Source organism: Nitrospirillum karajorum (assembly GCF_036348415.1).
Classification (GTDB): domain Bacteria; phylum Pseudomonadota; class Alphaproteobacteria; order Azospirillales; family Azospirillaceae; genus Nitrospirillum; species Nitrospirillum amazonense_B.
This window is the reverse complement of the sequence record NZ_JAZBQB010000002.1, coordinates 1094486-1113088: the sequence shown is the minus strand read 5'-3', so window position 1 is coordinate 1113088 and position 18603 is coordinate 1094486. Positions and strand designations below refer to the sequence as shown.

The 18603-nt window shown below is 68.9% G+C and carries 15 protein-coding genes; 11 read left to right on the top strand and 4 right to left on the bottom strand.

Annotated elements, in window-relative coordinates:
• Positions 1-108: 108 nt before the first annotated feature.
• The 8 genes from UCD39_RS12470 to rfaD all read left to right on the top strand — a co-directional run bounded on the left by UCD39_RS12470 (position 109) and on the right by rfaD (position 10914).
• Positions 109-3759 (top strand): hydantoinase B/oxoprolinase family protein, encoded by a 3651-nt coding sequence (locus tag UCD39_RS12470; RefSeq protein WP_330496322.1) that lies wholly within the window; start codon positions 109-111, stop codon positions 3757-3759.
• Positions 3759-4439: a DUF969 domain-containing protein gene (locus UCD39_RS12465; protein ID WP_330496321.1), complete on the top strand. Its 681-nt coding sequence runs from the start codon at positions 3759-3761 to the stop codon at positions 4437-4439. The genes UCD39_RS12470 and UCD39_RS12465 overlap by 1 nt, the downstream gene beginning before the upstream one ends.
• Positions 4436-5392, top strand: a complete 957-nt coding sequence (locus UCD39_RS12460; RefSeq protein ID WP_330496320.1) for a DUF979 domain-containing protein — start codon at positions 4436-4438, stop codon at positions 5390-5392. Before UCD39_RS12465 ends, UCD39_RS12460 begins: the two co-directional genes overlap by 4 nt.
• The gene (locus UCD39_RS12455; RefSeq protein WP_330496319.1) at positions 5389-6417 is read left to right on the top strand and encodes a DUF2891 domain-containing protein; all 1029 of its coding nucleotides are present in this window, start codon (positions 5389-5391) and stop codon (positions 6415-6417) included. The genes UCD39_RS12460 and UCD39_RS12455 overlap by 4 nt, the downstream gene beginning before the upstream one ends.
• A gap of 30 nt (positions 6418-6447) precedes the next feature.
• The gene (locus UCD39_RS12450; RefSeq protein ID WP_330496318.1) at positions 6448-7350 is read left to right on the top strand and encodes a homocysteine S-methyltransferase family protein; all 903 of its coding nucleotides are present in this window, start codon (positions 6448-6450) and stop codon (positions 7348-7350) included.
• The gene (locus UCD39_RS12445) at positions 7347-8252 is read left to right on the top strand and encodes a DMT family transporter (RefSeq protein WP_330496317.1); all 906 of its coding nucleotides are present in this window, start codon (positions 7347-7349) and stop codon (positions 8250-8252) included. The genes UCD39_RS12450 and UCD39_RS12445 overlap by 4 nt, the downstream gene beginning before the upstream one ends.
• Positions 8253-8355: 103 nt before the next feature.
• On the top strand, positions 8356-9825 hold the full coding sequence (gene rfaE1, locus UCD39_RS12440; RefSeq protein ID WP_330496316.1) for a D-glycero-beta-D-manno-heptose-7-phosphate kinase: 1470 nt from the start codon (positions 8356-8358) through the stop codon (positions 9823-9825).
• Positions 9826-9927: 102 nt separating this feature from the next.
• On the top strand, positions 9928-10914 hold the full coding sequence (gene rfaD / locus UCD39_RS12435) for an ADP-glyceromanno-heptose 6-epimerase (RefSeq protein WP_330496315.1): 987 nt from the start codon (positions 9928-9930) through the stop codon (positions 10912-10914).
• Positions 10915-10935: 21 nt separating this feature from the next.
• Here rfaD and UCD39_RS12430 read toward each other — a convergent pair whose 3' ends face one another.
• Positions 10936-11868: an alpha/beta hydrolase family protein gene (locus tag UCD39_RS12430; protein WP_330496314.1), complete on the bottom strand. Its 933-nt coding sequence runs from the start codon at positions 11866-11868 to the stop codon at positions 10936-10938.
• 767 nt (positions 11869-12635) lie between these two features.
• Here UCD39_RS12430 and UCD39_RS12425 point away from each other — a divergent pair.
• Genes UCD39_RS12425 through mmsB form a run of 3 tightly spaced genes read left to right on the top strand, consistent with a single transcriptional unit; the run spans position 12636 to position 16239 of the window.
• Entirely contained in the window at positions 12636-14147 is a 1512-nt protein-coding gene (locus tag UCD39_RS12425; RefSeq protein WP_330496313.1) for an aldehyde dehydrogenase family protein, read from the top strand.
• Between the two features lie 29 nt (positions 14148-14176).
• The gene (locus UCD39_RS12420) at positions 14177-15319 is read left to right on the top strand and encodes an acyl-CoA dehydrogenase family protein (protein WP_330496312.1); all 1143 of its coding nucleotides are present in this window, start codon (positions 14177-14179) and stop codon (positions 15317-15319) included.
• A gap of 29 nt (positions 15320-15348) precedes the next feature.
• Positions 15349-16239: a 3-hydroxyisobutyrate dehydrogenase gene (gene mmsB / locus UCD39_RS12415; RefSeq protein WP_330496311.1), complete on the top strand. Its 891-nt coding sequence runs from the start codon at positions 15349-15351 to the stop codon at positions 16237-16239.
• A gap of 45 nt (positions 16240-16284) precedes the next feature.
• Here the strand turns inward: mmsB and UCD39_RS12410 are convergent, their stop codons facing one another.
• Genes UCD39_RS12410 through UCD39_RS12400 form a run of 3 tightly spaced genes read right to left on the bottom strand, consistent with a single transcriptional unit; the run spans position 16285 to position 18568 of the window.
• Positions 16285-16998 (bottom strand): nucleotidyltransferase family protein, encoded by a 714-nt coding sequence (locus tag UCD39_RS12410; protein WP_330496310.1) that lies wholly within the window; start codon positions 16996-16998, stop codon positions 16285-16287.
• Complete coding sequence (locus UCD39_RS12405) at positions 16995-17579, bottom strand: D-sedoheptulose-7-phosphate isomerase (RefSeq protein WP_330496309.1); 585 nt, start codon at positions 17577-17579, stop codon at positions 16995-16997. Before UCD39_RS12405 ends, UCD39_RS12410 begins: the two co-directional genes overlap by 4 nt.
• Positions 17579-18568, bottom strand: a complete 990-nt coding sequence (locus UCD39_RS12400; protein ID WP_330496308.1) for a GHMP family kinase ATP-binding protein — start codon at positions 18566-18568, stop codon at positions 17579-17581. Before UCD39_RS12400 ends, UCD39_RS12405 begins: the two co-directional genes overlap by 1 nt.
• Positions 18569-18603 lie beyond the last annotated feature (35 nt).

The following is an 18603-nucleotide window of genomic DNA, read 5'->3' as shown; positions in this document are numbered from 1 at the left end:
CGTCCTCGTGGGGCGATTGGATAAAGTATCCTGTAATCCCGGCTTGGCCTGGGCCGGCGGCGCTTGCTAGGGTGGCGCCGGCAGGGTAGGTCTGATGAAAGACGGGACATGGCGGCAGTGCATCCGGAAACGGGCGGATCGGGCTGGGAATTCTGGGTCGATCGCGGCGGCACGTTCACCGACGTGGTGGCCCGCCGGCCTGACGGCCGGCTACTGACCGCCAAGCTGCTCTCGGAAAATCCCGAACAGTATGAGGACGCCGCCGTGGCCGGCATCCGGTCGCTGCTGGCCGCCCATGCCGATTTCCCCGCCACCATCGATGCCGTGAAGATCGGCACCACCGTGGCCACCAACGCGCTGTTGGAACGCAAGGGCGAGCCGCTGGTGCTGGCCATCACCCGGGGCCATGCCGATGCGCTGCGCATCGGCTATCAGGCGCGGCCCCGCCTGTTCGACCGCCATATCCGCCTGGCCGACAGCCTCTACACCCGCGTGGTCGAGGTGGCGGAACGGGTGGACGCCGACGGCGCCGTCCTGACGCCACTGGATGAGGACGCGACCCGCCGCGACCTTCAGGCCGCCTACGACGCGGGTTATCGTGCCGTGGCCGTGGTGCTGATGCACGGCTACCGCTTTGACGCCCATGAGACGCGGGTGGCCGCCATCGCGCGGGACATCGGCTACAGCCAGGTGTCGGTCAGCCATGAGACCAGCCGCCTGATCAAGCTGGTGCGTCGGGGCGACACCACGGTGGTGGACGCCTATCTGTCGCCGGTGCTGCGCCGCTATGTCGATCAGGTGTCGGGCGCCCTGCGTGAGGGCGGTAAAGACGCCCGTCTGCTGTTCATGCAGTCGAACGGCGGCCTGGTCGATGCCCGCGCCTTCCAGGGCCGCGACGCGGTGCTGTCCGGCCCCGCCGGCGGCATCGTCGGCATGGTCGCCACGGCGGTGGAGGCCGGGTTCGACAAGGTCATCGGCTTCGACATGGGCGGCACCTCCACCGATGTGTCGCACTACGCCGGCACCTATGAGCGCACCTACGAGACCATGGTGGCCGGTGTGCGCCTGTGCGCGCCCATGATGAACATCCACACCGTGGCCGCCGGCGGGGGCAGCGTCTGCTCCTTCGACGGGTCGCGCTTCCGTGTCGGCCCGGAATCGGCGGGGGCGGTGCCCGGCCCCGTCTGCTACCGCCGGGGCGGGCCCCTGGCCGTGACCGACTGCAACCTGATGCTGGGCAAGATCCAGCCGGCTTTCTTCCCCCAGGTCTTCGGTCCCGACGCCGACCAGCCCCTGGATCTGGCCGCTGTCGAGGCCCGCTTCCAGGCCCTGGCCGCCGAGGTCCAGACGGCGACGGGGGAGGTGCGCACGCCGCACCAGTTGGCGGAAGGCTTCATCACCATCGCGGTGGAGAAGATGGCCAAGGCCATCAAGGAAATCTCCGTCCAGCGCGGCTATGACGTGGCCCAGTACACCCTGGCCTGTTTCGGCGGCGCCGGGGGCCAGCACGCTTGCCTGGTGGCCGATGCCCTGGGCATGACGCGGGTGATGATCCACCCCTTCGCCGGGGTGCTGTCGGCCTATGGCATGGGCCTGGCCGATTTGCGCGTCATCCGCGACCGCACGATCGAACAGCCGCTGTCGGCCGACCTCGACCTCTCCACCCCGGCCCAGGCCCTGGCGCGGGAGGCGAGGGCCGACTTGGCCGCCCAGGACGTGCCGGTGGCGGATGTCGAGGTGGAACTGACCGCCCGCCTGAAATACGCCGGCACGGACACCGGCCTGACCGTGTCCTTCGGGGACGCCGACCTTCTGGCCGACGCCTTTGCCGAGGCGCATCGCCGCCGCTTCGGCTTCGTCGCCCCGGGCAAGACCGTGGTGGTGGAGGCGCTGTCGGCCGAGGCCATCGGCCATCCCGGCCGGGGGCGTATCGCGGGCCCTCAGGCCACCGGCGGCGGCGATCTATCGCCCCTGGCCACCGTGCGCACCTTCATGGCGGGGGCTGAGGCCGACACCCCCGTCTATGACCGCGCCACCCTGGCGCCCGGCAATCAGGTCGATGGCCCCGCCCTGATCCGTGAGGCCACGGCCACCACGGTGATCGAGCCTGGCTGGCGCGCCCGCGTCGACGGCCACGCCAACCTGATCCTGGAACGGGTGGTGGCCCTGGCACCCCGCACCGCCATCGGCACCACCGTCGACCCGGTGATGCTGGAGGTGTTCAACAACCTGTTCATGGCGGTGGCGGAGCAGATGGGCTACGCCCTGCAGAACACCGCCTATTCGGTCAACATCAAGGAACGGCTGGACTTCTCCTGTGCGCTGTTCGACCGCGGCGGCGGGCTGATCGCCAACGCGCCGCACATGCCGGTGCATCTGGGCTCCATGGGTGACAGCGTGCGCGCCATCGTCGAGGCGCGGTCCCGGGACGGCCGGGGCCTGCGGCCCGGCGACGTCTACATGTTGAACGCGCCCTACAATGGCGGCACCCACCTCCCCGACGTCACCGTGGTCATGCCGGTGTTCGATGCCGACGGCAGCCTGCTGGTGTTCGTGGCGGCGCGCGGCCATCAGGGCGATATCGGCGGCATCACCCCCGGCTCCATGCCGCCCAACAGCCGCACCGTGGAAGACGAGGGCGTGCTGATCGACAATTTCCTGCTGGTGGAAGGCGGACGTTTCCGGGAGGAGGAGACGCGGGCGCTGTTGGCCAGCGGCCGCTACCCCGCCCGCAACCCCGACCAGAACATCGGCGACCTGCGCGCCCAGGTGGCGGCCTGCGCCAAGGGGGCGGAGGAAATGGCCGCCATGGTGGCGCAGTTCGGCCGCGAGGTGGTCGAGGCCTATATGGCCCACATGCAGGATAATGCGGAGGAGGCGGTGCGCCGTGTCATCGGCGTGCTGAAGGATGGCACCTTCCGCTATGAAATGGACAATGGCGCCGTCATCCAGGTGGCCGTCACCGTGGACCGGCAGGCGCGCCAGGCAGTGGTGGATTTCACCGGCACCAGCGGGCAGTTGGAAACCAACTTCAACGCGCCGCTCAGCGTCTGCCGCGCTGCTGTGCTCTACGTCTTCCGCACCCTGGTGGATGACGAGATCCCGATGAACGAGGGCTGCTTGAAGCCCATCGTGCTGAAGGTGCCGCCCGGCTGCCTGCTGAACCCCGCCTACCCGGCGGCGGTGGTGGCCGGCAACGTGGAAACCAGCCAGGTGGTGGTGGACGCGCTCTATGGCGCCCTGGGGGTCATGGCCGGGGCCCAGGGCACCATGAACAACTTCACCTTCGGCGACGACGCCCGCCAGTATTATGAGACCATCTGCGGCGGGTCCGGCGCCGGCGCCGATTTCGATGGCACCAGCGCGGTGCAGACGCACATGACCAACAGCCGCCTGACGGACCCCGAGGTGATGGAGGTGCGCTACCCCGTGCTGGTGGAGCGCTTCGCCATCCGCCACGGCTCGGGCGGGGCCGGGCGCCATCGCGGCGGGGACGGGGTGGAGCGGCTGATCCGCTTTCGCGCCCCCATGACCGCCGCCATCCTGTCCAACCGCCGGCGCGTGCCGCCCTTCGGCCTGGAGGGCGGCGGATCCGGCGCCCCGGGCGTGACGGAGGTGCATCGCGCCGATGGCACGGTGCGGGTGCTGGCCGCCACCGATACCGTGGCCATGAACCCGGGCGACGCCATCCTGGTGAAGACGCCAGGGGGAGGCGGCTTCGGCGGCGGCTATGGCAAGACGGGCGAGGGCAACGCCTGATGCTCAGCCTGGTCGGCATCGCCATCGTCGCCGCCGGTTTCGCCGTCCGCCTGAACCCGCTGCTGGTGGCGGTGGCGGCGGCCTTCGGCACCGGCCTGGCCGCCGGCATGGGCGTGGTGGAGATCGTGTCGGCCTTCGGCCGCCTGTTCAACGCCAACCGTTACATCTGCCTGGTCTATCTGTTCCTGCCCCTGATCGGCCTCCTGGAACGGCTGGGCATCCAGGTGCAGGCGCAGCGCCTGATCGGGCGCCTCAAGGCCGCCACGGTGGGACGCACCTACCTGGTGTTCTTCATCCTGCGCCAGGTTCTGGCGGCGCTGGGGGCCAAGGATCTCAGCGGCCATGCCCAGATGGTGCGTCCCGTGCTGGCCCCCATGGGCGAGGCGGTGGCCGAGGAAAATCTGGGCCGTCCCCTGGCGCCGCCGGAGCGCGCGCTGGTCCGCGCCCATGCGGCGGCGGCGGAGAACATCGCCCTGTTCTTCAGCGAGGACATCTTCGTCGCCATAGGCTCCGTCATCCTGATCAAGGGCTATCTGGCCGCCAATGGCATCGAGGTCAGCCCGCTGGACGTCTCGGTCTGGGCCATTCCCACCGCCATCGTGGCGGTGGTGGTGCATGGCGGCCGCCTGCTGCTGTTGGACCGTCGCCTGAAGGCCGGAAAAGGGGCGGCGGCGCCATGATCGGCATCAGCGTCGCCTATGACTTGGCCGGCCTGATGTTCGCCGCCATCGCCTGGCGCGCGGCGCGCGATGCCGGCAACCCCCGGCGCCTGGGCGCCGGCCTGTTCTGGGCCCTGTTGGCGCTCAGCTTTCTGGCCGGTGACCATCTGGGCGATCTGGGCAACGGCGTCCTCGTCCTGGCGCTGGCGGTGCTGGGCGGCTTCGGCCTCATGGGCCGGGGGACGGAGGCCTGCGCCCCGCGCGAGGCGCGCGAGGAACAGGCCCGGCGGTGGGGCTATTGGCTGTTCCCCGTCCTGTTCCTGCCGCCGGTCATCGCCTTGGCCGGGACGATCTGGGGCCCGGCCTTGACCTGGAACGGCCAGGCGCTGGTGGACCTCCGGCAGGGCACCCTGATCTGGCTGGCGCTGGGCATTGTCGCCGTGGGGCTGGCCACGGTGACCGTCACCCGCCAGCGGCCGGGCGCGCCCCTGCGTGACGCGCGGCGCCTGGCGGAGCTGGTGGGCTGGGCCATCATCCTGCCCCAGGTGCTGGCGGCGCTGGGTGGCATCTTCGCCCTGGCCAAGGTGGGGGACGCCGTGGCCCTGCTGGTGGGCCAGCACCTGACCCTGGACCACCGTTTCCCCCTGGTGTGCGCCTACACCGGGGGCATGGCGCTGCTGACCATCCTCATGGGCAACGCCTTCGCCGCCTTCCCGGTCATGACCTCGGGCATCGCCCTGCCGCTGCTGGTGGGCCGGTTCGGCGGCGACCCCGCGGTCATCGCCGCCATTGGCATGCTCTCGGGCTTCTGCGGCACGCTGATGACGCCCATGGCCGCCAATTTCAACATCGTCCCCGCCGCCTTGCTGGAGCTGCCGGACCGCAACGCCGTCATCCGGGCGCAGGTGCCGACCGCCCTGCTGGTCCTGGCGGCCAATACCATCCTGATCCAAATCCTGGGTTTCCCCAAATGACTGAAAGCGCTTTCCCTGGCCTGTCCGAGGCTCGTGCCGTCCAGTTCGCCGAAATCGCGCTGGGCCATGTCACGCGGGAATATCCCAACATCATTACCCACATGCTGAACGGGCCGGAGGATGCGCGGACGCCGCGCGCCCTGCATCCCATCTTTTTCGGCAGCCTGGACTGGCACTCCTGCGTCCACGGCCATTGGCTGCTGGCGCGTGTCTTGCGGCTTTATCCCGACAGCCCGGTGGCGGACCGCATTCGCGCCCTGTTCGCCGACAGCTACACGCCGCAGAAGGTCGCGGGCGAGCTGGCCTATTTCCAGCGGCCCAACACCGGCACGTTCGAGCGGCCCTACGGCTGGGCCTGGTATCTGCTGCTGGCGGCGGAATTGCGCCGCACCGGCATGGGGGCGGTGGGCACCGCCTGGGCCACGGCGCTGGCGCCCTTGACGGCGGAAATCGTGGGGCGGCTGAAAGCCTACCTGCCCAAGGCGACCTACCCGGTGCGCACGGGCCTGCATATCAACACCGCCTTCGCCCTGACCCTGTCCGTGGCCTATGCCCGCCGCCGGGGGGACGATGGCCTGGCCGACCTGATCACCCGGACGGCCCAGGCCTGGTATGGCGACGACGCCGATGCCCAGGTGTGGGAGCCGTCGGGCACCGACTTCCTCTCCCCGGTGTTGACCGCCGCCGTCGCCATGGCCGCCGTGCTGCCGCGCCAGGATTTCCGCGCCTGGTTCGCCCGCCTGTTGCCCGGCGTGGCGGCGGGCCGGCCGCAAACGCTGTTCACCCCGGCCACGGTCAGCGACCGCAGCGACGGCACCATCGCCCACCTGGACGGCCTGAACCTCAGCCGCGCCTGGTGCTGGCGGGCCATCGCCGCCCAACTCGATCCGGTGGACCCGGTCGCGGCGCAGGCGCGGGCGGCGGCCGATACGCATCTGGCCGATGCCCTGCCGCACCTGGAGTCTGATTATATGGGCGAGCATTGGCTGGCCAGCTTCGCCGTGCTGGCCCTGGATGGGGTGTGACAGGACGGCGTGCAAACGGGGGAGGGTGAGATGGGACGGGGTACTATTCTGCTGGACGGTGGCATGGGACGGGAATTGCAGCGCATGGGCGCGCCCTTCCGTCAGCCGGAATGGTCGGCCCTGGCGCTGATCGAGGCGCCGGACTATGTGCGCCGCGCCCACGACGCCTTCCTGGAGGCCGGCGCCGACATCATCACCAGCAACAGCTACGCCCTGGTGCCCTTCCATATCGGGGAGGAGCGGTTCGCCGCGCAAGGCGGGGCCCTGGCCTCCCTCGCCGGGCGGCTGGCCCGGCAGGCGGCGGATGCCAAGCCCGGTGCCCGCGTCGCCGGATCCTTGCCGCCGCTGTTCGGCTCTTATCGCGCCGACTTGTTCGACGCCGCTCGCGCGGCGGATCTGCTGGCCCCGCTGGTCGGGGGCCTGGCGCCCCACGTCGACCTGTGGCTGGCGGAAACCCAAAGCGCGGTGGCGGAGGTGCGTGCCGTGCGCGCGGCTTTGGGGGACGCGTCGGGGAACGATGCCAAGCCGTTGTGGCTGTCCTTCACGCTGGAGGATGAGGCGGCCGACGCCGCCACCCATCCCCGCCTGCGCGGGGGCGAGACGGTGGCCCAGGCCACCGAGGCGGCGCTGGCCCTGGGCGCCGCGGCCCTGCTGTTCAATTGCAGCCAGCCTGAGGTCATGGGGCCGGCGCTGGCCGCGGCGCGGGCCGCCGCCGGCTCGCCGCTGCCCCTGGGCGTGTACGCCAACGCCTTCCCGCCGCAGCCCAAGGACGCCACCGCCAACGATGGCCTGGATGAATTGCGCGCCGACCTGACGCCTGCCAGCTACCTGGACTGGGCACGGCGCTGGGTGGATGCTGGTGCTGCCATCGTCGGGGGCTGTTGCGGCATCGGGCCCGACCATATCCGGGCCCTGGCGGCGGCTTTGCCGTGAGGGGCGCCGAGTCCGCCGCCCTCCGGGCCCGCGTGCTGGGGTGGACCGCCCCCTGGCTGTTCATCCTCATCTGGTCCACCGGCTTTCTGGTGGCCCGCGCCGTGCTGCCCTATGCCGATGTCCAGCTGTTCCTGCTGGTGCGGTTCGGGCTGACGGCGCTGGTCTTCACCGCCGCCACGCTGTCGCTGCGCATCACCTGGCCCCGGGGCCGGCGCGTGGGGCTGCACCTGTTGGCCGGCGCGCTGATGCAGGGCGTCTATCTGGGGTTCTCATACTGGGCCATCGCCCAGGGCCTGGCCGCCGGCGTCATGGCTTTGCTGGGCGCGTTGCAGCCCCTGTTCACCGCGCTCATCACCACCCTGGTGTTCGGGCAGCGGCAGGGCGCCCGCGCCTGGGCCGGCCTTGGCATCGGGTTCGCCGGTGTCGCCTGCGTGCTGGCGCCCAAGCTGGCGTTGCACGGCGCGTCAGGCGGTGGGGGCCTGTCGCCCCTGGGGGCTGGCCTGGCGCTGCTCAGCGTGTTGGGCGTGACCATCGGCACCCTGTTGCAGAAGTCCTCGCTGGCGGGGGATGACCTGCGGCCGGCCGGGGTGCTGCAAAACCTGGGCGCCGCCGCCGTGGTGTCGGTCCTGTTTCTGACGGTGGGCACCCCGGAGTGGGATGCGCACCCGGTGCTGTGGGCCGGCTTGCTCTGGTCCATCCTGGGTCCCTCGGTCATCGGCATCTCGCTGCTGGTGTGGATGGTGCGGCACGGGGGCGCCACCCGCGCCACGGCCTTGATCCTGCTGGTCCCCCCGCTGGCGGCCGTGGAGGCGTTCCTGCTGTTCCACGAAACGCTGACGCCCCTGCAACTGGTCGGTTTCGCCCTGGCCCTAGCGGGCGTCGGCTTGGCGCGCCGGGGGTGATGGGAGGGCCGCGAAGCGGGGACTTCACCGGCGCGCGCAGTGTGATACGGTGCGGCCCAAGGGCCTCCGAGGCCTATTGTTCTGATCTGGGAATAGGAATGCCATGAGCCGCTTTGCCGGTTTGAGTTCCACGGTCGAGGCCCTCGCGGGGGGCCGGGTCATGGTCATCGGCGATGTCATGCTGGATCGCTTCGTGCGCGGCAAGGTGGGACGCATCTCGCCGGAGGCGCCGGTACCCGTGCTGCGCAACGCGCAGGAGGATGTGATGCTGGGCGGCGCCGGCAACGTGGTGCGCAACATCACGGCGCTGGGTGGCCAGGTGGTCTTCGGTGGTGTCCTCGGCGGGGATGCCGCCGGCGTGCGCGTAAGCCAGCTGGTGGCGGCCGACGACCAGGTCACGTCCATCCTGCAGGTGGACAACCAGCGCCGCACCTCGGAAAAGACCCGTTTCGTCGCCGATGGCCATCATCTGTTGCGTTCCGACTGGGATAGCGAGCTGGCGGTGGCGGCGGACGTGCATGCGGCCTTGGTCACGGCCGTGGCGGCCCATGTCGCCGATGTCGACGTCGTCATCCTGTCCGACTATGGCAAGGGCGTGTTCACCCCCTCCGTGCTGCGGCAGTTGATCGAGCTGGCGCGCGGGGCGGGCAAGCCGGTGATTGTCGATCCCAAGAGCGCCGACTATTCCATTTATCGCGGGGCCACCCTGGTGACCCCCAACCGCGCCGAACTGGCCCTGGCCGTGGGCCACAGCCCCAGCACGACGGACGGCATCGTGGCCGCGGCCATCACCCTCATGCGCGACCATGGCATCGAGGGTATGCTGGTTACCCGGAGTGAGGAGGGCATGACCCTGGTGCGGGGCGATGGCACCTCCCTCAATGTCCAGGCGGAGGCCAAGGAGGTCTTCGACGTTTCCGGCGCCGGCGACACGGTGGTGTCGGTCATCGCCGCGGCGCTGGCCACCGGGGCGGATATCGCCGATGCGGTGCGCTTGGCCAATGTCGCCGCCGGGTTGGTCGTGGCCAAGGTGGGCACGGCCGTGGTGACGCCGGCCGAGTTGCTGCACGCCCTGGCCGAACAGGACGACCGCCAGAACCTGTCCAAGCTGCTGGGCGGCGCGGAACTGCGGGAGCAGATCGCGCGGTGGCGCCGCCTGGGGCTGAGGGTTGGCTTCACCAATGGCTGTTTCGACCTCATCCATCCCGGCCATGTCCAGTTGCTGGCCGCCGCGCGGGCGACTTGCGACCGCCTGATCGTCGGCCTCAATTCCGACGCCTCGGTGCGTCGCCTGAAAGGGCCCGAGCGTCCCATCCAGGACGAACGGTCGCGCGCCATCGTGCTGGCCGCCTTCGGCTCGGTCGACGCCGTCGCCCTGTTCGAGGACGATACGCCCCTGGCCCTGATCACCGAGATCCTGCCCGACGTGCTGATCAAGGGGGCGGACTACACCATCGACCAAGTGGTGGGTGCCGACGTGGTCCAGGCCAACGGCGGTCGCGTGGCCCTGGTGGAGCTGGTGCCGAACCAGAGCACCACGGGCATCGCCAAGCGTATCCGGGTGACGGGCTGACCTGTCCCCCGGATGGCTTGCTCCGGGCGACCCGGTCCCCTATCAAGACCGTGCCGGCGCCGTCCAGGGAACCGGCACGGATTTTATGGGAAGTGGCAGTCCATGATCATCGTGACCGGCGGCGCCGGCTTCATCGGGTCCAATCTCGTCGCCGGCCTGGAACAGCGGGGCCTGGGCCCGATCGTCGTGGTCGACCGGCTGCGCCAGGGCGACAAGTGGCGCAACATCGCCAAGCGGAACCTGCACGATATCGTGACGCCGGAACAGTTGCCGGAATTCCTGGACCGCCATGGCGACGCGGTGGAGGTCATCTTCCACATGGGCGCCATTTCGGCGACCACGGAAACCGACGCCGACCGGGTGGTGGAGAACAACTTCCGCCTGACGCTGGACCTATGGTCGTGGTGCGCCGCCACGGGCGTGCGCCTGATCTACGCCTCCTCCGCCGCGACCTACGGCGACGGCGCCCAGGGCTTCGACGATAATTCCTCCGCCGAGGCGCTGGCCCGCTTGCGCCCGCTGAACCCCTATGGCTGGTCCAAGCACCTGCTGGACCGCCGCGTGCGCGCCGCGATTGATCAGGGGGATCCCGCGCCGGCGCAGCATGTGGGCCTGAAGTTCTTCAACGTCTATGGCCCCAACGAGTATCACAAGGGCGCCATGCGCTCCGTCCCGGCCAAGCTTTATCCCCAGATCACGGGCGGTGAACCGGCGCGGCTGTTCGCCTCCGACCGGCCGGACTACGCCGATGGCGGCCAGTTGCGCGACTTCATCTGGGTGGGCGACACGGTCGACGTCATGCTGTGGCTCCACGACAACCCGGGCGTCAGCGGCCTGTTCAACCTGGGCACCGGCAAGGCGCGCAGCTGGAACGACCTGGCCCACGCCTTGTTCGCCGCTGCGGGCCAGGAACCACGCATCGACTACATCCCCATGCCCGACCACCTGAAAGGCAAATACCAGTATTACACCCAGGCGGACATGGGCCGCCTACGCGCCGCCGGCTACGACCGTCCCTTCACGGAGCTGGAGGAGGGCATCCGCCGCTACGTCCAGGACCACATGGGGTCGCCGGATCCGTATGTGTGACCGGCCCCGGTCACCGTTCGTTCAGTTCCCCAGCTTCTGCAGCCAGTTGATCACCGCCGCCTCCAGCGCGATGCGGTGATCGGACCAGCCATGGTCGGTGGCGGCGTGGCCGGTGGTGATGCGGTTGCCGCCGTGGGCGCGGATGCCGGCCACCAGGGCGTCGGTATGGCTGGCCAGTCCATCGTCGGATGTCAGCGCCAACAGGGGCGTGCCCGTCAGGCGGGCGGTCAGCGGGGCGGTGGCGAAGGCGTCGGCATGGCTTTCCATTTCCTTGGCCATGCTTTCCGGCGTCACGCCCGCCAGGGATTTGCGGTTGTCGGCCGCCAGCGCCACCAGCTTGTCATGGGGCAGATGGGCGATGACGCCGATGTCACCCATGGAAATCAGAATCAGGCCGGCCAGCGCGCCATCCTTGGCCGCCGTGTGGACGGCGGTCCACGCCCCCATGCTGTGCCCGGCGATGACCAGGCGGTCGGTGGCTATCCCCATGTCCTGGGCATGGGCGGGGTCGCGAAGGTAGGCCAGGGCTGCCGCCGCGTCCTCGGGATTATTGGCGAAGCGGAAGCTGCCGGGGCTGCCCCATGAGCCGCGATAGTTCAGGGTGACCACGTTCCAACCGGCGCGGCGCACCGCCTGGGCCAGATCCAGGTTCTTCTCATTGCCGGGCAGGCCGTGCAGCAGCAGCAGGGTGGGGTGGGGTCCGGCGCCGGATGCCAGATAGGCCACGCCGTTGATCTCCACCGGATGCCCGTTGCGCGCGCCTGTGGGGATGTGCAGCACCGCCATGCGTGCCGGATGCTGGCTGTCGGGCGTGGGGTCGGCGCCGATGGCGGCCGGAATGGCTTGCGTCCCCAGATCGACGGAACCCGCCGGTGCTTTCGCTCCCGCCGGTGTTCCCGTCCAGGCGGATAGCACGCACAGGGCCATGGCCACGGCAACCGAATACCTACGCATGATTGTCCAAATCCCCCCAATTTTCCCGACGCCATCCTGGCGTATCGGCCCCGCCGGGGGAATCGGGAACATCGGGCGTGTCGGCGGATATGGGGAAAAAAGAAGCCGGGGCGACGCGCGCCCCGGCTTGGGGAGATAAGACCCTGGGAACGGGAGGGTTCTCTCAGGGCCATCGGGTAACCCCTGCCGGACCATGAGCGGGCCTCTGCAGGACTTGCCAGATGCGATATGCCGACAGGGTCGGCGAAGCTCGGGCGATGGGGTGAAGGCGAACGGGCGGCACCAAGGCCAGCCTGTCATGCGCCGCAGCGGCGGCACGACATCGTCGGGTGCTTCTTCCCCATCATGGTCGATCGATCCCGTAGGACCGTTCGCTTGGGATAAATAATATTTATATCGCCTCTTGTCGTCAAGCGACTTTTGTTAGCGGTAACAAATTTAAATGGCGTTACATCCGCGGCCGTTGGCGCTACCCCCGTAATCCGTTCGCCAAGCGCACGTCGGTCATGTCGGTCTGACCATCGTTCGGGCTCCACCCCTGTGCCCATTTTCCCCGAGGTCGGCCGGAGCGTCGGTGTTTTTATGCACAGCGGTTTCGCGCACTTGCCCCTATAACGCCCGGATCACCACCTGGATACTGGCGCCCTTCGCCGTCGCGCGCCATGTCTTGACCTGACGGGGCTGGGCCCCCAGCCGGTTTCCGGCATCCGGGGCCGCCCCGAAGCGGAATAAACAGGCCCGAACCAGAATAAACAGGAGTGAACCCTATGAGCACCGCCACTCCCACCCAGGCCCTGGCTCCGCAGCTGGATCCCTATGCCCTGGCCGCCGACCTGTCGGGTAAGCACCTGATCGGCGGCCGTCTGGTGGCATCGGCCTCGGGCAAGACCTTCGACGTCATCAACCCGGCCAAGGGTGATGTCATGGGCCGGGCCGCGTTTGGCGAGGCTGTCGACGTCGATGCCGCCGTGGCCGCCGCCGTCGAGGCCGGCTTGACGTGGAAAGCCATGCCGGCGCGCGAGCGGGGCCGTCTGGTGGCGGAATGCGGCCGTCTGCTGACCGCGCATACGGAAGAACTGGCCCGCCTGGTGGCGCTGGAGACGGGCAAGGCCCTGCGCACGGAAAGCCGGGTCGAGGCCGGCGTGCTGGCCGACGCCTTCACCTTCTATGGTGGCCTGGGCGGTGAACTGAAGGGCGAGACGGTGCCCTTCAATCCCAAGATGCTGACGCTGACGGTGCGGGAGCCCCTGGGTGTGGTGGGCGCCATCATCCCGTGGAACGTGCCCATGATGCTGATGGCGCTGAAGATCGCGCCGGCGCTGGTGGCGGGCAACACGGTGGTGGTGAAGTCGGCGGAAGAGGCGCCGTTCGCCGTGCTGCGCGCCTGCCAGATCATGGCCCAGGTGCTGCCGGTCGGCGTGCTGAACATCCTGTCCGGATTCGGCCCCGAGTGCGGCGCGCCGCTGGTGGCCCATCCCAAGGTGGCCAAGGTCACCTTCACCGGCTCGGTCGAAACCGGCCGCATCGTCAGCCGCACGGCGGCCGATAAGCTGATCCCCGTGACGCTGGAGCTGGGCGGCAAAAGCCCCATGATCGTCATGGGCGATGCCGATCTGGACCAGGCGGTGGCGGGCGCCGTCACCGGCATGCGCTTCACCCGCCAGGGGCAGAGCTGCACCGCCGCCAGCCGCATCTTCGTGCATGACAGCCTGCACGACGCCTTCGTGACGGCGCTGAAGGCCAAGGTGGACGCCATGGTCATGGGCGACCCCCTGGATGAGACGACGGACATCGGCACCATCGTCTCGCCGCGGCAGTTCGACCGCGTCCAGGGCTACATCGCCGAGGGCAAGCGCACCCCCGGCGCCACCGCGCACGAATGCTCCGCCCTGCCCACCGACACCGCCTTGGCCAAGGGCCTGTATGTCCGCCCCGTCATCTTCACCGGCATGACCAACGACAGCCGGTTGGCGCGGGAGGAGATCTTCGGGCCGGTCACCTGCGTCATCCGCTTCACGGACTATGAGGACGTGATCAACCAGGCCAATGACAGCGAGTTCGGCCTGGCCGCCACCATCTGGACCCGTGACCTGAAGACGGCGCTGGACGCCACCCAGCGTCTGCAGGCCGGCCTGGTGCAGGTGAACCAGAACCTGGTGGTGCAGCCCAACCTGTCCTACGGCGGGGTGAAGTCCTCCGGCCTGGGCAAGGAGGCGACCTTGGAGGCCATGCTGGAACACTTCACCCACAAGAAGACCATCATGCTGAACATGGCCTGATACGGCATAAGAACAGGGAGGGTAGGGCCATGGACTTCCGCATGACGGAGGAGCAGTCGGCGTTCCGCGACATGGCGCGGGACTTCGCCGCCGAGCATTTGGCACCACACGCCGCCGAATGGGACGAAAAGGAAATCTTCCCCCTCGACGCGTTGCGCGCCGCCGCCGCCCTGGGCATGGGCGGGCTGTATTGCGGGGAGGAGCATGGCGGCTCCAGCCTCAGCCGCCTGGACGCGGCCTTGTTGTTCGAGGAACTATCCGCCGGCTGCGTCGCCACATCGGCCTTCCTGTCCATCCATAACATGGCGGCGTGGATGATCGATCGTTTCGGAAGCGACGCGATCAGGGCCAGGTACCTGCCTGGCCTTATGACCATGGATCTGGTGGCCAGCTATTGCCTGACGGAGCCAGGATCCGGCTCCGACGCCGCCGCCTTGCGCACCAAGGCGGTGCGCGAGGGCGACCATTATGTGCTGAACGGCTCCAAGGCCTTCATCTCCGGCGCCGGCGTCTCCGACCTCTATGTCGTCATGGTGCGCACCGGCGGTCCGGGCCCCAAGGGCATCTCCGCCCTGGTGGTGGAGAAGGGCACGCCGGGCCTCAGCTTCGGCAAGAAGGAAAGGAAGATGGGCTGGAACTGCCAGCCCACCGCCCAGGTGATCTTCGAGGACTGCCGGGTGCCGGTGGAAAACCGGCTGGGGGAGGAGGGGGCGGGCTTCGGCATCGCCATGAAGGGGCTGGATGGCGGACGCATCAACATCGCCTCCTGCTCCCTGGGCGGGGCGCGGGCCTGCCTGGACCTCGCCACCCGTTACATGGGTGAGCGCGAGGCCTTCGGTCGCAAGCTGGCGGATTTCCAGGCCCTGCAGTTTCGCCTGGCCGACATGGCGACGGAGCTGGAGGCCGCGCGCCTGATGGTGCACCGCGCGGCGGCGGCCCTGGACGCCGGCGATGCGGAGGCGACCACCTGGTGCGCCATGGCCAAGCGCTTCGCCACCGACGTGGGCTTCCAAGTGTGCAACGAGGCGCTGCAGCTGCACGGCGGCTACGGCTACATCCGCGAATACCCGCTGGAACGCTACGTCCGCGACGTCCGGGTGCACCAGATCCTGGAAGGCACCAACGAGATCATGCGTCTGATCATCGCCCGCCGCCTGTTGGCGAAGGGTTGAAGAATAATCATTACGGGAGAGGAACGATCATGAGCCGCATCGCGTTCATCGGCCTGGGCAACATGGGCCTACCCATGGCCCGCAACCTGCTGAAGGCCGGCCACACCGTCGTGGGCTTCGACCTGGCGCCACAGTCGCTGGCCGCCCTGGCCGAGGCGGGCGGTGTCATCGCCGGGTCCGTCGGCGATGCCGCCTCGGGTGCCGAGGTGGTGGTGACCATGCTGCCCGCCGGCCGCCATGTGCGCGGCGTCTATGAGGATGCCGGCAACGTCTTCGATACTGCGGCCCCGGGTGCCCTGCTGATCGATAGTTCCACCATCGATGTCGACAGCGCCCGTGCCGTGGCCGCCGCCGCCGCCGCGCGCGGCTTCGCCATGGTGGATGCCCCCGTTTCCGGTGGCACCGGCGGGGCCGCCGCCGGCACGCTGACCTTCATGGTGGGCGGCAGTGACGAGGCCGTGGAGCGGGTGCGGCCCTATCTGGCGCAGATGGGCAAGACCGTGGTGCACACCGGCGGGCCGGGCACCGGGCAAGCGGCCAAGATCTGCAACAACATGATCCTGGGCATTTCCATGATCGCCGTGTCGGAGGCCTTCGCCCTGGCCGACAAACTGGGCCTGGACCGGCAGAAGCTGTTCGACGTCAGCTCCACCTCCTCCGGCCAGTGCTGGTCGCTGACCAGCTACTGCCCGGTCCCTGGCCCTGTGCCGACCTCCCCCGCCAACCGTGATTACGCCCCCGGCTTCGCCGTCGATATGATGCTGAAGGACCTGAAGCTGGCCCAGGCGGCGGCGGCCTCCGCCGGTGCCGCTACGCCCCTGGGCGCCAACGCCGCGGCCCTATACGCCTTGTTCTCTGCTGCGGGGAATGGGCATTTGGACTTCTCGGCGATCGTGAAGATGTTGGGGGGCGGCAAGTAGGTCCCGCAGGGGGGGCGCCTTGGCGGGACTGCCGCCGGGGCGCCCTTACCGATGGCGCAGGGCCTTCAATTCGGGAATGCGCGTCTGGGAATGGGCGTAGTCTTCCGGGATGCCGATGTCGATGAAGTCGCCGCGCACGGGCACGGCCGCCACCCTCAGCTCCGACAGGCGTGGCTGCAGGAAGTCGGTCTCGATGGAGAACCGTTCCGGCAGGGGCCAGCGGTCCAGCAGCGACCGCCGGAACAGATAGGCGCCGGCGTTGACGGCCCCCGGCCGCCCCGGCGCCTTTTCCCGGAAGCCGGCCAGCCGGCCGTCGATGATGTCCACTAGCCCATAACGCCCGCAGTCGTCCACATGGCAGATGGCCATGGCCATGTCAGTCACCGGGTCGCTCAGCGCCGCTTCCATCCCGTCGGCCGGCAGGTCGAAATAGGTGTCGCCGTTCAGCGCGAAGAAGGTTGCGCTCTTCGTCAGGCGGGCGGCCTGCCAGATGGCCCCGCCGGTGCCCAACGCGTCCTCCTCCACCGCATAGTGGATGGCCATGCCGGCGAAGCTGTCGCCGTAGGTGGCGGTCACCTTGTCGTGCATGTAGCCCACGGCCAGCACGACCCGGGTGAAGCCCTGGTCAGCCAGCTGCTCCAGCTGCCAGGTCAGGAACGGGCGGCCGGCGACGGCGGCCAGCGACTTGGGCAGATCGCTGACCACGGAGCGCAGGCGGGTGCCCAGCCCGCCCGCCAGGATGACCGCTTCGCGCATCATGCCGCCTTGGGGAAGATGCGCTGCTCGATCAGGCCGCAGATCATGTGGCCCAGGGCCTCATGGCCCTCCTGGATGCGCGGCGTGTGGGTGGACGGGATGCGCAGGCAATGATCGCACAGCGCCAGCATGTCGCCGCCGGTGGCACCGGTGAAGCCCACGGTCTTGACACCCCGCTCCTTGCAGGCGGCCAGGGCCCGCACGATGTTCTTGGACCGACCCGAGGTGGAGAGCGCGAAGAACACGTCCCCCTCCCGACCCAGCGCCTCGATTTGGCGAGCGAAGCTGTAGTCGTAGCCGTAATCGTTGCCGATGGCCGTCAGGATGGAGGTGTCGGTGGTCAGGGCGATGGCGGCCAGGCCCGGCCGGTCATAGTTGAAGCGGCTGACCAGTTCGCCCGCCCAGTGCTGCGCGTCGGCGGCGCTGCCGCCGTTGCCGGCGAACAGGATCTTGTTGCCGGCCTGAAGCGCGGCGACGCTCAGGTCCACGACATCTGCGACGCGCTGACACAGGTCGCGGTCTGCCTGCATGGCCTGCAGCACCTGGATGGTGGCGCCCAGTTCCCCTTGGATCGCTTCGATCATCACGCTCTCCACGCTTTCGCCCCTTCGGAAGTGAAATAACAGGCGGACGCCGTGCCGCCGAACTGCTCCAAAGCCTTGATAACCTTCTGCCGGCATTCGGGTGGCGCCAGGAAGAACATAAAACCGCCGCCACCGGCGCCCGACATCTTACCCGCGAAAGCCCCGGCCTCGCGCGCCGCCTGGTCGACGGCGTCGATGTTGGAATTGGAGATGGATTTGGCGCTGCGCTTCTTGGCTTCCCAGCCCGCCTGCAGGGCGCGGCCCAAGGCCGGGACGTCGCCGCGCAGCAGATGCTCCTTCATAGCCACAGCCTCACGCCGCAGGGCGTGCATGGCGTCGATGGAGGCCTGCTGGCCGGTTTCGACGTTGCTAACCTGCTCGGCGATGATGTTGGCGGATTCGCGGGAAACGCCAGTGAAGTACAACACCAGGGACGATTCCAGTTCGCTGATGATCCAGTCCTTGACCCGCAGTGGGTTAACGAGCACCCGGTCTTCGGCATAGAACTCCATGAAATTGAAGCCGCCGAAGGTCGCCGCGTACTGGTCCTGCTTGCCGCCCTTCAGGCCCAGGTCCTTGCGCTCGATGATGTAGGCCAGATGGGCCACGTCATATTCACCCAGCGGCAGGGCGAAAGCTTCCACGAAAGCCTGGACCATGGTCACGACCAGGGTCGAGGACGAGCCCAGGCCGGAACCGGCCACGGCGTCCGAACTGGTGCGCAGCCGCAGTGAAAGGGGGGCGCCACCGAGATAGTCGGCGACGATACGGTTGTACACCGCTTTGTGCAAATCTAGCTTGCCGTCTGGAGGTAGATGCGGCGCCGTGTCGTAGGTCGTCGTCTCGTCCCGATCCAGCGCCTCGAAAACGATCTTGCCGTCACCCGTCATTTCCAGCGTCGCGTATGAGTATTTGGAAATGGTGACGTTCAGGATGGCGCCGGTATGCAGATCGCAATAAGGCGAGACATCCGTGCCACCGCCGGCCAAGCCTAACCGGAGCGGGGCGCGGGCTCTGATCTGTG